The 14,548-nt window shown below is 67.0% G+C and carries 13 protein-coding genes; 5 read left to right on the top strand and 8 right to left on the bottom strand.

Translation table 11 applies throughout. From position 1 onward, the window contains the following. The first annotated feature begins 25 nt into the window (after positions 1 to 25). Positions 26 to 1,606 (top strand): trimethylamine methyltransferase family protein, encoded by a 1,581-nt coding sequence (locus ACK4HL_RS06305; RefSeq protein ID WP_409757343.1) that lies wholly within the window; start codon positions 26 to 28, stop codon positions 1,604 to 1,606. A 15-nt stretch (positions 1,607 to 1,621) separates the two neighbouring features. On the opposite strand, the gene ACK4HL_RS06300 is transcribed toward ACK4HL_RS06305, so the two are convergent. Together ACK4HL_RS06300 and ACK4HL_RS06295 are read right to left on the bottom strand one after the other, a co-directional pair. Beyond that, positions 1,622 to 2,749 (bottom strand): aromatic ring-hydroxylating oxygenase subunit alpha, encoded by a 1,128-nt coding sequence (locus ACK4HL_RS06300; protein WP_409757340.1) that lies wholly within the window; start codon positions 2,747 to 2,749, stop codon positions 1,622 to 1,624. A 44-nt stretch (positions 2,750 to 2,793) separates the two neighbouring features. Beyond that, positions 2,794 to 3,720 (bottom strand): DMT family transporter, encoded by a 927-nt coding sequence (locus ACK4HL_RS06295; protein ID WP_409757337.1) that lies wholly within the window; start codon positions 3,718 to 3,720, stop codon positions 2,794 to 2,796. Positions 3,721 to 3,841: 121 nt separating this feature from the next. Between ACK4HL_RS06295 and ACK4HL_RS06290 the strand changes: the two genes are divergently transcribed. After that, positions 3,842 to 5,299, top strand: a complete 1,458-nt coding sequence (locus ACK4HL_RS06290; protein WP_409757334.1) for an amidase — start codon at positions 3,842 to 3,844, stop codon at positions 5,297 to 5,299. Here ACK4HL_RS06290 and ACK4HL_RS06285 read toward each other — a convergent pair. From ACK4HL_RS06285 to ACK4HL_RS06260, 6 genes are all read right to left on the bottom strand, one after another. Continuing rightward, positions 5,293 to 6,096 carry an alpha/beta hydrolase gene (locus tag ACK4HL_RS06285; protein ID WP_409757331.1) on the bottom strand — a complete coding sequence of 268 codons (804 nt, stop codon included), beginning with the start codon at positions 6,094 to 6,096 and terminating at the stop codon, positions 5,293 to 5,295. The genes ACK4HL_RS06290 and ACK4HL_RS06285 overlap by 7 nt on opposite strands. A gap of 6 nt (positions 6,097 to 6,102) precedes the next feature. Continuing rightward, positions 6,103 to 6,723, bottom strand: coding sequence for a dimethylsulfonioproprionate lyase family protein (locus ACK4HL_RS06280; RefSeq protein ID WP_409757329.1), 621 nt, complete (start codon positions 6,721 to 6,723; stop codon positions 6,103 to 6,105). A 27-nt stretch (positions 6,724 to 6,750) separates the two neighbouring features. Beyond that, positions 6,751 to 7,893 (bottom strand): iron-containing alcohol dehydrogenase, encoded by a 1,143-nt coding sequence (locus ACK4HL_RS06275; RefSeq protein ID WP_409757326.1) that lies wholly within the window; start codon positions 7,891 to 7,893, stop codon positions 6,751 to 6,753. Positions 7,894 to 7,966: 73 nt separating this feature from the next. Beyond that, entirely contained in the window at positions 7,967 to 8,680 is a 714-nt protein-coding gene (locus ACK4HL_RS06270; protein ID WP_409757323.1) for a DUF1194 domain-containing protein, read from the bottom strand. Positions 8,681 to 8,689: 9 nt separating this feature from the next. Then, positions 8,690 to 9,808 carry an ABC transporter ATP-binding protein gene (locus ACK4HL_RS06265; RefSeq protein WP_409757320.1) on the bottom strand — a complete coding sequence of 373 codons (1,119 nt, stop codon included), beginning with the start codon at positions 9,806 to 9,808 and terminating at the stop codon, positions 8,690 to 8,692. Positions 9,809 to 9,915: 107 nt separating this feature from the next. Next, positions 9,916 to 11,196, bottom strand: a complete 1,281-nt coding sequence (locus ACK4HL_RS06260) for an aminopeptidase P family protein (protein WP_409757317.1) — start codon at positions 11,194 to 11,196, stop codon at positions 9,916 to 9,918. 107 nt (positions 11,197 to 11,303) lie between these two features. Here ACK4HL_RS06260 and gcvA point away from each other — a divergent pair, with 107 nt between their 5' ends. From gcvA to moaA, 3 genes are all read left to right on the top strand, one after another. Then, positions 11,304 to 12,191: a transcriptional regulator GcvA gene (gcvA, locus tag ACK4HL_RS06255; RefSeq protein ID WP_409757314.1), complete on the top strand. Its 888-nt coding sequence runs from the start codon at positions 11,304 to 11,306 to the stop codon at positions 12,189 to 12,191. Between the two features lie 79 nt (positions 12,192 to 12,270). Next, positions 12,271 to 13,488, top strand: coding sequence for an MFS transporter (locus ACK4HL_RS06250; RefSeq protein WP_409757311.1), 1,218 nt, complete (start codon positions 12,271 to 12,273; stop codon positions 13,486 to 13,488). Between the two features lie 34 nt (positions 13,489 to 13,522). Further along, positions 13,523 to 14,527 carry a GTP 3',8-cyclase MoaA gene (gene moaA, locus ACK4HL_RS06245; protein ID WP_409757608.1) on the top strand — a complete coding sequence of 335 codons (1,005 nt, stop codon included), beginning with the start codon at positions 13,523 to 13,525 and terminating at the stop codon, positions 14,525 to 14,527. Positions 14,528 to 14,548: the final 21 nt, after the last annotated feature.

Raw genomic sequence — 14,548 nt, 5'->3', positions numbered from 1 at the left:
TGAAAACTTCTCAACAGGCCCGCCCATGACCGACGTCCAGCCCGCTTCCGCCCCGTCTTCCGGCCGCCGCGCCCGTGGCGGTGCTGACGCCCGCCGCGCCGCGCGCACCTCCACCGCCGTGAAGCAGGCGGGCTTCATCCGCCGGGCGATCAAGCCTTACGAGCCCTTCTCGGACGAGCAGCTCGAACTCATCGAGCACAATGCAGAGACGGTGCTGCAGGAGGTCGGCCTCGACTTCTACGAGGACGAGGAAGCGGTCCGCATGTGGAAGGATGCCGGGGCGGAGATCAAGGCCTCCGCCACCGACCCGAAGCGGTTCCGCGTCCGCTTCCCCAAGGGGCTCGTGCGCTCGCTCATCAGGACGGCCCCGCGCGAATACGTGCAGCATGCGAGGAACCCCGCCAACAGCGTCACCATCGGCGGCAACAACACCGTCTTCGCGCCGGTCTACGGCCCGCCCTTCATCCGCAATCTCGACGAAGGCCGCCGCTATGCCACGATCGAGGATTTCCGCAACTTCGCCAAACTCGTCTACATGCTGCCGAGCCTGCATCACGCGGGCGGCACGCTGTGCGAGCCGGTGGACATTCCGGTGGCCAAGCGCCACCTGGACATGATCTACACCCACATCAAGTATTCCGACAAACCCTTCATGGCCTCGGTGACGGCGGGCGAGCGCTCGGCCGATTCGGTGGCCATGGCGGAGATGGTCTTCGGCAAGGAGTTCGTGGACCAGAACTGCGTCATGACCTCGCTCATCAACGCCAACTCGCCCATGGTGTGGGACGGCGTGATGCTGGGCGCGCTGAAGGTCCTGGCGCGCGCCAACCAGGCGACAGTCATCTCGCCCTTCATCGTGGCGGGGGCCATGTCGCCCGTCACCACGGTGGGCACCCTCACGCAGATCCTGGCGGAGGCCTCCGTCGGCATCGCCTTCACGCAGCTCTGCCGCCCCGGCGCGCCCGTGGTGTTCGGCACCTTCGCCGCATCGATGTCGATGCAGTCGGGTGCCCCCACCTTCGGCAGCCCCGAGCCAGCGATGGTCACCTTCGGCGCGGCACAGCTCGCCCGCCGCATGGGCGTTCCCTTCCGCTCCGGCGGCAGCCTCTGCGGGTCGAAGATAGCTGATGCGCAGGCGGCCTATGAGAGCGCCAACACCATGTGGTCGACGCTTCTCTCAGGCGTCAATTTCTGCCTCCATGCGGCAGGCTGGCTCGAGGGCGGGCTCGCCTCGGGCTACGAGAAGCTGATCATGGACGCCGACCAGCTCACCATGTTCCAGAAATTCGCCGAAGGGGTGGATTTCTCCGAGAACGGCCAGGCCATGGACGCGATCCGCGAGGTGGGCCCCGGCTCGCATTACCTCGGCTGCTCGCACACCCAGTCCAATTTCGAGACGGCCTTCTGGCGCTCGCAGCTCGCCGACAACAATTCCTTCGAGCAGTGGCGGGACGACGGCGAAAAGGACATCGTGCAGCGCGCCAACGAGAAGTGGAAGCAGATGCTGCGGGACTACCAGGCCCCCGCCCTCGACCCCGGCATCGACGAAGCGCTGCAGGCCTTCATGGCCAAGCGCAAGGAAGTGCTGCCCGACAATGTGAGCTGAGGCGGTGCCGGCGGTTCAGCCGGCCCCTTCCATGTTCCGCCGCAGCCACTGGTGAAAGCGGCTGATCTCGTATTCCTCGGGCATCAGGCGGCCCGCCAGGAAGGCCGGCGAGCGCAAGCCCCGCTGGTTCATCTCGGCGGCTGCGCCATCCTGCGCGAGGACCACCTTGGCGAAGCCTGCCACCTCCGCTGCGTCGAAGCCCGGCTGATCGAGTGTCGCCTGCGGGAAATACCATTCCGCGGTGAGCCGGGTGCGCTCGGGCGAGAGGGGCTCGATCCGCACCGCGCGCACATAGTCGACATGGGCGACCACGTAGATCGAGGGCCAGAGCGTGCCGAAGGTGTAGCCGCGCCGGCGCTCGTCCGTCGTCAGCCCCTCGAAGACAGGTCCACAGGGCTTGCCATCCGGGGTCCAGCTTTCGGCTCCGGGCCTGAGGTTCGGTTCCTCGGGCTGGTCCGGCGTCCAGCCCAGGGCTTCGGACGGGCCCATGATGCCCTTGCCGTAGAGGGGCACCATGTCGCAGAGTTCCGGGTGGATGCCGGGGCAATGCAGGCACTCGGAGTAATTCTCCCAGAAGACCTTCCAATTGCAGTCGAGTTCCTTCACCGAGCGGTGCCCGGTGACGAGGGAGGCCATGGGCCAGTTGTCGAAGGTGGTGAGCGGCACGTCCGCCTTCATCGGGCCTGGCTCCGCCGCGGCGTTGAGGAAGAGGAAGCCGTTCCAGACACGATGCGCCAGCGGCAGCAGGCCGTGGCTGCTCCGGTCGAAGTCATCGGTGGGTTTGGCAAGTCCGGTGGCGACGAGGCTGCCGTCGGAGGCCCTGTAGGACCAGGCGTGATAGGGACAGGTGATGAGCTTTCCCGCGGCGCGGTCCGCCGGGCAGAGTTCCGCCCCCCGGTGGCGACAGACATTGTGATAGGCCCGGAGGGCGCCCGCGGCATGGCTGACGATGACAGGCGCCCTCCCGACCGTGACGCGCCTGAGCGTGCCTTCGGGGAAATCGGCGAGCCTGCCCACGCACACCCATTGTTGGGCGAAGACCGTTTGCATTTCCCGCGCCAGCCAGTCGGGCGAGACATAGGCCTCGCGCGGCAGGCTTTCCGGGCAGTGGGCGAGCCGGGGTGACAGCGGGTGGCGGTCCATGACGCCAGAAGACCAGAAAAAGGGCGGAGAGGGAAGATGCTGCCTTACCCGCCCCTCCGAACCGGCTTTCCAATATCCCGCCAGGTGTGATAGCCGACTCCGCCCACCACCAGCGCCGTTCCGATGGCATGGGGCAGCGTGAACTCCTCTTCGAGCAGCGCCACCGCGAAATAGATGGTGAGCAATGGCGAGACGTTGGAGATCATCGCGGTCGAGGCGGCACCGATCCGCCCCATGCCGGCATTGACGAAGAAGGAGGGGATCACAGTGGCGAGAAGCCCGGTTCCCGCGGCCAGCAGGAAGTAATGCGCCGACATCGAGGTGTCGAGGTGGCCCCTGACGATGAAGACGTGGAGCAGCGTCGTCACCGCCGCAGCCGAGAGCGCAACCGAGGTGAAGAGGGCCGAGCCCATCTCGCCGATGTAGCGCTTGGCCATCAGCTGGTAGACGGCGAAGCTCACGGCGGAACCCAGCACCAGCACCGTGCCGAGCGTCACGTTCGACCCGCCCCCGGAGAAATCCGACACGAAAACGACGGCGAGTCCCAGATAGGAGATGAATGCCGCGGCGAGGCTCGACGCCGTGAGCCGCATGCCGAAGAAGGCCGCCCCGATGAAGATCAGGAAGATCGGGTAGGTGAAGAGCGCCAGCCGCTCGAGCTGCGCGGTGACGTAGAGCAGGCCGGTGAAATCGAGGATCATCGCCAGGTAATAGCCGATGAGGCCGATGCCGACCGCTCCCAGCAGGGCGTCGCGGCGCGGCATGGGCTTTCCCTCGCGGCCCCGGCGCGCCAGCTCGAATGCGCCGACCGCAATGAACACCGGCAGCGCGAACACCATGCGCCAGGCGAGGATCAGCAGCGCATCGGAGCGTTCCAGATAGGCAAGCTTGATGAAGATGGCCTTGGAGGCGAACAGCGCCGAGCCCGCTGCGACGAGCAGGTAACCGGTGATGAGGCTGCGGCGGTCCATGCCGGCTGTCTATACCGGGATCGGGCGGCGCGTCAGCATGAGGGTTTGCAGCCCAGTCATGCGGGCGCACTTTTGCGGCGGAAGAGGCTAAGCTAGGCTTGGGCGCAGAAAGGACCTCCTCATGCCCAGCCTGCCCCTGCATTTCCGCTCCGCCACCGAACTCGCCCGCCTGCTGCGGGCGGGCAAGGTCTCGGCCTCCGCCCTGCTGGAGGGCTGCCTCGGCCAGTACGAAAGACATAACGGCGCGCTCAATGCGGTGATCGTGACGGACATTCCCCGGGCGAAGAAGGCGGCCGCCGCGGCGGACCGGCGGCTGAAGGCCGGCAAGGCCAAGGGGCCATTCGACGGCGTGCCGATGACGGCCAAAGAGAGCTTCGACTGGACCGGGACACCCTCCACCTGGGGCGACCCGCGGTTCAGGGACAACATCGCCACCTCCGACGCCGTGGCGATCTCGCGGCTTACCGATGCCGGTGCGGTGATCTACGGCAAGACCAACGTGCCCCTCATGCTGGCGGACTGGCAGAGCTACAACGCGATCTACGGCACCACCAACAATCCGTGGGACGTGACGCGCTCGCCCGGCGGCTCCTCCGGCGGTTCGGCGGCTGCACTCGCCACCGGCATGTCGGCGCTCGAGATCGGCTCCGACATCGGCGCCTCGATCCGCAACCCGGCGCATTACTGCGGCGTCTACGGGCACAAGCCCACTTATGGGGTGGTGCCCTACCAGGGGCATCTGCTTCCCGGCACGGTGCAGCCGGGGGACATCACGGTAGCGGGTCCGCTCGCCCGCTCGGCGCGTGATCTTTCTGCCATGATGAAGCTGCTCGCGGGGCCCGTGGGCCCGGAGGCGCGCGGCTATGCCCTCACCCTTCCGCCTGCGCGGCAGAGGTCGCTGAAGGACTTCCGCGTGGCGGTGATGGTCACCGACGAGCAGTCCGAGGTGGACCTCGCCGTGCAGGATCTCATGGGCAAGCTCACCACCTTCCTCGGCCCGCGCGTGAAGCGGATGTCGACCACGGCGCGGCCTGGCTTCTCCACGAAGGAGGCGATGGACGTCTATGTCGCGCTGCTGCGCTCCGCCACCAGCCGCAGGCAGTCCGACGCCGAGTTCCGCGCCAATTCCGGGATCGTCGCGGCGGCCGACCCGCTGGACCAGAGCTACTACATGCAGATGCTGCGCGCCTATGTGCTGCCGCACCGCGACTGGCTGCGCTATAACGAGCGCCGGCACCAGATGCGCCTGTTGTGGGACCAGTTCTTCGACGACTGGGACGTGATGATCTGCCCGGCCGCCGCCTCCACCGCCTTCCCGCATGATCATGAGGGCGAGCGCTACGAACGCAAGATCACGGTGAACGGCAGGCGCGTTCCGACCACGGACCAGCTGTTCTGGGCTGGCTATTCCGGCTGCTTTTACCTGCCCTCGACGGTGGCTCCCATGGGCCTCACGCCCGAGGGCCTTCCCGCCGGCGTGCAGATCATCACCCGGCAATATGCCGACTACACCTCGATCCGCTTCGCCGAACTGCTGGAGAAGGAGTATGGCGGCTTCGTGCCGCCGCCCGGCTATTGAACCTTCAATCGGTCGCGGAAGAACGCCAGTTCGCGCGCCCAGACTTCGGGGCTGTCGATGACATCGTGGCCGGCGCCGGGGTGGATCACCAGTTCCTTCGCGGCCGTTGCGAGTTCGAAGAGGCGGCGGCCCTGTTCGACCGGAACCACGCCGTCATTGTCGCCGTGCTGGACGAGCAGCGGCGCCGTCACCCCTGCGATGTGATCGCGGGAGCGGAACTGGTCCTTCATCAGCAGGCGCACCGGCAGCCACCAGTAGATCCCGGCGGCGATCTCCACCGCCGCGGCGAAAGGCGCTTCGAGCGCCACCGCGCCCACGGGCCGCTGCGCCGCGAGCTGCACCGCAACGCCGGTTCCGAGCGACTCGCCCACGACCGCGATCTTCTCCGGAGGAACGCCACGGTCCCTCAGGAAGGCGTAGGCGCTCAGGCCATCCGTGATGAAGCCCTGCTCAGAGATCGTGCCGCTGCTCGCCCCATAGCCGCGATAGGACACGAAGAGTGCGCCGAAACCCTGCGACCGGTAGAAGGCCATGCGTTCCGCGCGGTCGGAGATTTCGCCACCGTTGCCGTGAAAGAACAGAATGGTGGGCATTCCCGGTTTCGCCTCGGCATGCCAGAGCACGATCGTCTCGCCATCCGGCGTCTTCACGCGTTCCTCGCTGACGCCCGGAAGCCCCGCGGCCTCAGGCGGCGTGCCGGCCCTTCCGGGAAAATACTGCAAGCTCCGCTGCTGCAGATACATGTAGGCCATGATGCCGAGATAGGCGAAGGCGGCAAGCGCCAGCAGCAGCCGCATGCGCGATCACCCGCTGAGGCGGGCGGGCGTTCCGGCGTCGCGCGTCCAGCTCCACAGGGCAAGCATGGGCGTCTCGCCGGTCTTCGTCGCGTGCATCGCCATGGGTGGGTGCCAGATCGTGGCGCCCTGGGGCTTTTCCACGAAGGCCCCGCTGTCGCGGCTCCACAGGCTCCCGGAGGTGAGCGGCCAGTAGAGTTCGGGCGCGGGGTGGAAATGGTCGCGGTAGTGGCGATGCGGCCCGAGCATGAGAAGGCCCAGCAGGAAATCCTCGCCGGCGAAGAAGCCGTGGGGACCGATGATCTCGGCCCAGCCGTAATTGGCGGTGAACCCCTCGCCCAGAACGGCGTCGCTGTAGGATGCCGACTGGCGCCACTGCAGCCCCTCCTCAACGGCGGCGATCGCCGCGGCGAGATCGGGGTCGAGCAGCATCGTCTCGCCGAGGCATTGCGGCAAATGGACAAGCACGGGAAGGCCGCGCGGCTCCGGCTCGCGGAAGGCCAGCGCGCTCACATCCTGTGCGGCCAGGCGCTCCAGCACCTCGGCAATGCCCTCACCCCGGCGGGCCGCAAGCCCGCGGCGCGCCGCACCGAGAAACCAGCCGGCATCGTGGAAAAGATCGTGGTTCACGCTGCTGCTCCTAGCACGGGGCGGTGCTCATGCAACAGTCAGGAACCGTTCGGCCAGCAGCACGAGGTCATCGTCGGCCGGTGTCCGCGCGGTCGATTTCCGCATCGGCGCATTGGCGGGGGCGGCCATGTGCTCGGCCAGCGTCTCGGGTGTCACGTGGTCGAGGCCCTCGCCCGCGAGCGACAGCTTGATGCCGCTGGCGCGAACCAGCCGGTCATAAGCGCCGACCGGATCGGCGGCGCCCATGGCCTTTGCCACGCTGGCGAAGGCGGGGCGGTTTCCCTCCGCCACCCATTCCATGGTTGCGAGCATGGCGAGGCCAGTGGCGCGGCCATGGGCGATCGGCGCCAGATTCGCAACCGCATGCGAGATGTTGTGGGCGAGTGCCGTGCCGCAATTGTCGATGCCGATGCCGCCATAGCACGAGCCGAGCAGCATCGCGCCGCGCGCGGCGATGTCGCGCGGAGCGTTCACAGCCTTCTCGAGGTTTTCGGCAATGAGGCTGATCGCCCGGTGACAATAGAGATCGTTCCCCTCGTGGCGGTGCCGGTTGGTGGAGGCCTCGATGGCGTGGACGATGGCGTCGAGGCCGGTGGCGGCCGTCACCTGGGGCGGCACGGCCAGGGTGAGCTCGGGATCGAGGACCGCCACGTCCGGCTTCAGTTCCTCACCCCAGGCCCACACCTTCACGCCGCCGTCATCGGCGTAGACCGAAACGCGCGTCACCTCGGAGCCGGTGCCCGCCGTGGTCGGCACGGCGATGAGCGGCAGGCGGTTCGCCGGAAGCGGCGTCGCGCAGAGCGCGTAGGCCGAGGCGGAGAGGCCCGAGACGGCGCAGCAGGCCGCGAGCTTCGCCGTGTCGAGGGCGGAGCCCCCGCCGAGGCCGATCACCAGCCTTGCGCGGTGTCGGCGCGCCAGCCCAGCCGCGGCATCGACGTCCTTCTGCTTCGGCTCTCCCGTGAAGCCGTCATAGACATGCGGCTCGAAGCCGGCCTCCGCGAGCAGGCCGCTCACGTGCCCGGTGATGCCAAGCGGCCCGAGGGCCGGGTCGGCGACGAGGACGATGGCTGCTCCCTTGCCGGCGAGCGCCTCGGCCCGGCTCACGATTTCGCGGGCGCGGCCGGGGCCGAAGATGATTTCGGGAATGCGGTTGAGACTGAAGCTCTTCATCGGTGAAATTCCGTCAGGACTGCGGATGAGCCGGGATAGGTGCCGTGGCGGTGCCGGTCAAGCCCGGCCCGGATCAGGAGATGCCGGGGCCGGTGATCTCGCGCAGCAGCTTGCGGAAGATCGCCTCGCCATAGGCCTCGTAGTCGTTGGCGGGCATCGCGAATGATCCCGCCCCGCCGATCACGTTGTTCTCGGCATAGATGTTGAGGGTGGGCCATTCGTTGAGGATGGTGAGGGCGTTGATGGTGATGCCCTGGGCCATCAGCGCATCGCGCACCGGGGCGACGCGAGGCCCGGAGTTGTTGCGCCCGTCGGTGGAGACGTCCACCACGCGGCGTTCCGCTGCGGGTGCGCCCTCGAAGAGCGCGGCCGAAAAGGTCAGCGCCGCGGCGATCGAGGTTCCGCCTTCGGCGAGCTGCCGCGGCAGGTTTGCGAGGTGCTGGCCCAGCGCATCGCTCTCCGTGCCGCCCGAGACCACGGTCCAGGGCAGCACGACGGCCTGGTTCTGGTCGTCCGACCATTGCACGGCGGTGACGGCGATACGGCCGCGGGATCCCTGGGCAATGGCGCGCTTCACCTCCTCGCGGCGGAAGGCGAGGCCCAGCCCCTGCATCTGCAGCGCGAATTCCCGCTGGTCGACGCTGAAGGAACAATCGATGGCGAGGATGAGGGCGAGATCCACCTCGACCCCCTCGGCAACAGCCCCGGGCGGCAGGATACTCGACAGAGACATGGCGATCCCCGCCGCCCCGGCCGCGATGAGGTTCAGTGCGCGGCGGGAGGGCATCGCATCACCTCAATGTCGGAACTCGGCGTAATCGAGGGCGCGGCAGTCTTCCGCCTTCCAGCCCACCTTCACTTCGCGGCCCTGGGCCACCTCGCTGCTCGCGCCCTTGTTCGGCACCTTGACGATGAAGTCGTTGTGGCCGGCCACTTCGAGACGGGCGCGGATATGGTCGCCGAGATAGATCAGCTCGGCGATGCGCCCGTTCAGGATCACGTCGGCCCGCTGTGCGCTGGGATTGATCTCCACCCGCTCCGGACGCACCGAGAGCAGCGTGCGCCCGCCCTTCTCCCTAGCGCTGATGGAGAGCGCCTTCACCACCTCGCCCGTCTCGAGCCGGACGGTTGCCACGTTGTCGGCCCCGATCTCGGCCACGGTGCCCTTCAGCTTGTTGTTCTCGCCGATGAACTGCGCCACGAAGGAGTTGACGGGCCGCTCGTAAAGCTCGGCGGGTGTCGAGAGCTGCTGCACGACGCCGTCGTTGAACACGGCGATGCGGTTCGACATGGTGAGCGCTTCAGACTGGTCATGCGTCACGTAGACGATGGTGACGCCCAGGCGCTCGTGAATATGCTTGATCTCGTATTGCATCTGCTCGCGCAACTGCTTGTCGAGGGCGCCCAGGGGCTCGTCCATGAGCACGAGATCCGGCTCGAAGACGAGGGCGCGCGCCACGGCGATGCGCTGCTGCTGGCCGCCCGAAAGCTGGCCCGGGCGGCGGTTGCCCATCTGCGGCAGCTCCACCATCTTCAGTACCTTCGCCACCCTCTCCTCGATCTGGGCCTTCGGCACGTTGCGCACCTGGAGAGGAAAGGCGAGGTTCTCGTTGATTGTCATGTGCGGGAACAGCGCATAGTTCTGGAACACCATGCCGATGCCGCGCTTGTGCGGGGGCACGTTGTTGATCGGCTGGTCCTTGAGATAGATCTCGCCGTGGGTGGCCGGCTCGAAGCCGGCGAGCATCATCAGGGTCGTCGTCTTGCCGGAGCCGGAGGGCCCGAGCATGGTCAGGAACTCGCCCTTGGCGATGTCGAGGTTGAGGTTCTTCACCACCAGCGTCTCGCCGTCATAGCTCTTCTGAACGTTGACGAAACGCACCATCGCGTCGCTTGCCGGGCCGCCCTGCGCCATTCCTCTGCACCTCGCCTTGTCGGGGTTGTTGCTTGAAAAAATATCATAGGCCGCATGCTTGAGGATGCAAGCCCCTCATGAGCGCGGCCGACGAGGACGGAGGGCGGTCAGCGCGTCCCGCGTCTCGGCTTGCGGGCGGGGGCCTTCTTCCCAGCCGCACGCCTGCGCGAGGGCTGCACGATGAGGTGCTCAGGGCCGTAGGGGAAGCCGGTGATGTTGCGGTTGCCCTTCTCGGTGATGACGAGAATGTCGTGCTCGCGGTAGCCGCCCGCACCCTTCTGGCCCTCGGGGATCATGATCATCGGTTCCATCGAGACGACCATGCCGGGCTCCAGAACGGTGTCGCAGTCCTCGCGGAGTTCGAGCCCGCCCTCGCGGCCGTAGTAGTGGCAGAGCACGCCGAAGGAATGGCCGTAGCCGAAGGTGCGGTACTTGAGGAGATCGTGGCTGGCATAGATCTCGTTCAGCGCCTTGGCCACGTCCGAGCATTTCGCCCCCGGCACCAGCAGTTTCTTGCCCTCGTCATGGACGCGGCAGTTGATCTCCCACAGGCGGATGTGCTCCTTGGACGCCGTCTCCGCGAAGAGCGTGCGCTCGAGCGCCACGTAGTAGCCAGCCACCATCGGAAAGCAGTTGAGGCTCAGGATGTCGCCGCGCCTGATCCTGCGCGAGGTGACGGGATTGTGTGCCCCATCGGTATTGACGCCCGACTGGAACCACGTCCAGGTGTCCATGAGCTCGGCATGAGGCCACGTCCTGGCGATTTCCCGCACCATGGCCTGGGTCGAATGGAGCGCCACCTCGTGCTCCGGCACGCCCACGGCGGTGGCCTCCACCACGGCGCCGCCGCCGATGTCGGCGATCTTCGCCATCCTGGTGATGTGGCGGATTTCCTCCGTGCTCTTGATCATGCGCAGCCGCATCGAGGGTGCGGCGGCATCCACGAACTCGACGCCGGGAAAGGCGTCGGCGAGCTGCGCACGAAAATCGAGGTTCACATGGTCGAACTCGATGCCGATGCGCCTCGCGCCCTTCACGAGAGCCTTCAGCGCCAGGAAGTAATTCTCCTTCGACCAGTCGGTGTAGGTGACGTTGTCGCCGTAGGTGCGGCGCGCCGGCTGCCCGCCATCGATCGCAGCACTGATCGAGGTGGCCTTGCCCGGGGTGATGACCAGTCCGTATTTGCGGCCGAAATAGCAATAGAGGAAATCGGAGAGATAGTTGATGTTGTGATAGCTGGTGAACAGGCAGGCGTCGACCTTGCTCTTCGCCATCCAGCCGCGCACGGCATCCTGGCGGCGCTGCATTTCGGCGGCGGAGAAGGTGGGCTTCGGCTTCCGGCCGTTGTTGCGATAGTCGACGAGCGCGGGGCGGTCGAGGGCGAGCATCGGGCTTTTCTCCGGTTGGAACGTGACTGATCAGTCCCTTGGATGGGGGCTTGTGTCAAAAGATGATCCCTCACATACTCCATGAGAATTTCTCATGGAGTCTGTAGGTGTCGCGCCTCCCCTCGCTCAATGCCTTGCGCTGCTTCGAGGCGGCGGCCCGGTCGGAAAGCTTCTCGCGCGCGGCGGAAGAGCTGAAGGTCACGCAGTCGGCGGTGAGCCACCAGGTGCGGCAGCTCGAACAGTGGTTCGGCCTCTCGCTCTTCGACCGGCTCGGGCGGCAGACCATTCCCACGCCGAAGGGACAGGAACTGGCGCGGGCGCTGGCGGAAGCCTTCGACATCATGGCCGCGGCCTGCCGGAGGCTGCAGCAGAGCGAGACCGGGCCGGCGCTCACCATCGCCGCTCTCCCCTCCTTCGCCACGATCTGGCTCATCCCGCGCCTGTCGCAGTTCTTCCGGGCGCACCCGGAAGTGTCGGTGAAGGTCGTCTATGCCTTCATCGACCAGAAGATCGACTTCGACGAGGTGGATATCGCAGTGCTCTGGGGGCCAGGCGAATGGGAGGGCTGCCGCAGCACGAAGCTCCTTCCGGGCAGCACGGTTCCCGTCTGCAACCCGATCTATCTCGAGCGCGAGGGACCCTTCGACACGCCCCAGTCGATCATGGGAAAGCCCCTACTCCACGATACCGACCGGGTGGACTGGCAGAACTGGATGCGCAAGGCGGGGCTCAAGCATGCGGGCCCCGCGCCCGGGCCGATCTTCCAGGACTTCAACCTGCTGCGCGCCGCCGCCCTGGCGGGCCAGGGCATCGCCCTCTGCCCGCGCTCGCTCATCGCCGACGATCTCGAGAGCGGGCGGCTGGTGCAGCTCTTCGACACCGCCATAAAGGACGATTTCTCCTACAGCATCGTCGAGCCGGCGAGCGCCGGCGGCAAGCCTCCAGAGGCGCTGCAGACGTTCAAGGACTGGCTGCTCGGAATGCGTGCAGGCTGAAACCACCCGGGCACGGGCATGGCTTCCCTGTGGTGAGAACATTGGCGGGAACCTCGATTTTTCGGTAGTCCAGCAACTCATGGCCACTACCCACATCACCCCCGCCCGCGCAGAGGGCGCCGCCCATGCCGTGCTCTTTGCCGTCGCTGCGGGCCACCTCATCAACGACACGCTGCAGGCGCTGCTGCTGTCGATCTATCCCCTGCTGCGCGACCTGCACGCCCTGAGCTTCGCGCAGGTGGGGTTCATCACGCTCGCCTTCCAGGCCATCGCCTCGGTGCTGCAGCCGGTCGTCGGGTTCTACACGGACAAGCGGCCCGTCCCCTTCTCCCTGCCCTTCGCGCCCGCCCTCACGCTGGTGGGGCTCGTGGTGCTTGGGCTCGCCGGAAGCTATGCGACGATCCTGCTCGGCGCCATGCTGATCGGGCTCGGCTCGTCGGTCTTCCACCCGGAGGCCTCGCGGCTGGCGCGGCTCTCCTCCGGGGGGCGCTACGGCTATGCGCAATCGCTGTTCCAGCTCGGCGGGAATTTCGGCACATCGATCGGGCCGTTGCTGGCCGCCTTCTTCGTCATTCCCCACGGCCAGGGCAGCGTGGCCTGGTTCGCGGCGCTCGCACTCCTCTCGGTGGCGATCCTCAGCTATGCGGCGAACTGGTATGCGCACCATCTTTCGCCCAAGGCCGGGGGCGGGCGCGCACCCGCGCCGGCCAAGGCGCTGCCGCGGCGCGTCATCGTCACCTCGCTCGTGATCCTGCTCTGCCTGATGTTCTCGAAGTTCGTCTACACCTCGAGCCTGAGCAGCTTCTACACCTTCTACCTCATCGACCGGTTCGGGCTTTCGCCGGAGGAAGCGCAGGTGGACCTTTTCGTCTACCTCGCGGCCTTCGCGGCGGGCACGATGCTCGGCGGCCCCATCGGCGACCGGATCGGACGGAAGGCGGTGATCTGGTTCTCGGTGCTGGGGGCGCTCCCCTTCACGCTGCTCCTGCCTTATGCCAACCACTTCTGGGCGGTGGTGCTCTCGATCCCCATCGGCTTCATCCTGGCTTCCGCCTTCTCCGCCATGCTGGTCTACGCTCAGGAGCTGCTGCCCGGTCGCGTGGGCCTGATTTCGGGGCTGTTCTTCGGCGTGGCCTTCGGCATCGGGGCGGCGGGTGCGGCCGGGCTCGGCATCCTCGCCGACCTGACCTCGATCGGCTTCGTCTTCCAGCTCTGCTCCTTCCTGCCTGCGATCGGCCTTCTCGCCATGTTCCTGCCCGGCACCGAGGAGCTGAAGCGCGCGCATTCGCCCGGTTGACCTTTTCGATGTATATGGCCAGATATAACGCATGATGCAGCAGCCCCCCCTGATCGATCCCTTCGGCCGACACGTGACCTATCTCCGCGTGTCGGTGACCGACCGCTGCGACTTCCGCTGCGTCTACTGCATGGCGGAAGACATGACCTTCCTGCCGAAGAAGGACCTGCTCTCGCTCGAGGAGCTGGACCGCGTCTGCACCGCCTTCATCGAGAAGGGCGTGAGGAAGCTTCGCCTCACAGGCGGAGAGCCGCTCGTGCGCAAGGGCATCATGACGCTGGTCGAGAGCCTCGGCCGGCATCTGAGGAGCGGGGCGCTCGAGGAACTCACCCTCACCACCAACGGCTCGCAGCTCGCGAAATATTCCGCCGAGCTCGCGGCCCATGGCGTGCGGCGCATCAACGTCTCGGTCGACACGCTGGACGATGCGAAGTTCCGCCGCATCACCCGGTGGGGCGAGCTCGCCAAGGTGAAGGATGGCATCCGTGCGGCGCAGGCCGCCGGACTTGCGATCAAGATCAACGCCGTGGCGCTGAAGGGCGTCAACGACGCCGAGATCCCCGAGATGATCCGCTGGGCGCATGGCGAAGGCATGGACCTGACGCTGATCGAGACCATGCCCCTGGGCGACATCGACGGCGACCGCACCGAGCAGTACCTGCCGCTCTCGGTGGTGCGCGCCGGGCTGATGGACCAGTTCACGCTGGAGGACATACCCTACAAGACGGGCGGCCCGGCGCGTTATGTGCGGGTGAAGGAGACGGGCGGGCGGCTCGGCTTCATCACGCCGCTGACGCATAATTTCTGCGAGAGCTGCAACCGTGTGCGGCTCACCTGCACCGGCACGCTCTACATGTGCCTCGGCCAGGAGGATGCGGCGGATCTCCGGGCGCCGCTGCGCGCCTCCGAGGGCAACGAGCCCCTCAACGAAGCCATCGACGAGGCAATCTCGCGCAAGCCCAAGGGCCACGACTTCGTCATCGACCGGCGGCACAACCGGCCCGCCGTCGCCCGCCACATGTCCGTCACGGGCGGCTGACGCAGGGCTTCCCCGCGCGCC

The organism is Aestuariivirga sp. (assembly GCF_046294715.1).
Taxonomy (GTDB): domain Bacteria; phylum Pseudomonadota; class Alphaproteobacteria; order Rhizobiales; family Aestuariivirgaceae; genus Aestuariivirga.
The sequence above is the reverse complement of the archived record's forward strand: the minus strand, read 5'-3'. Positions and strand labels throughout refer to the sequence as shown.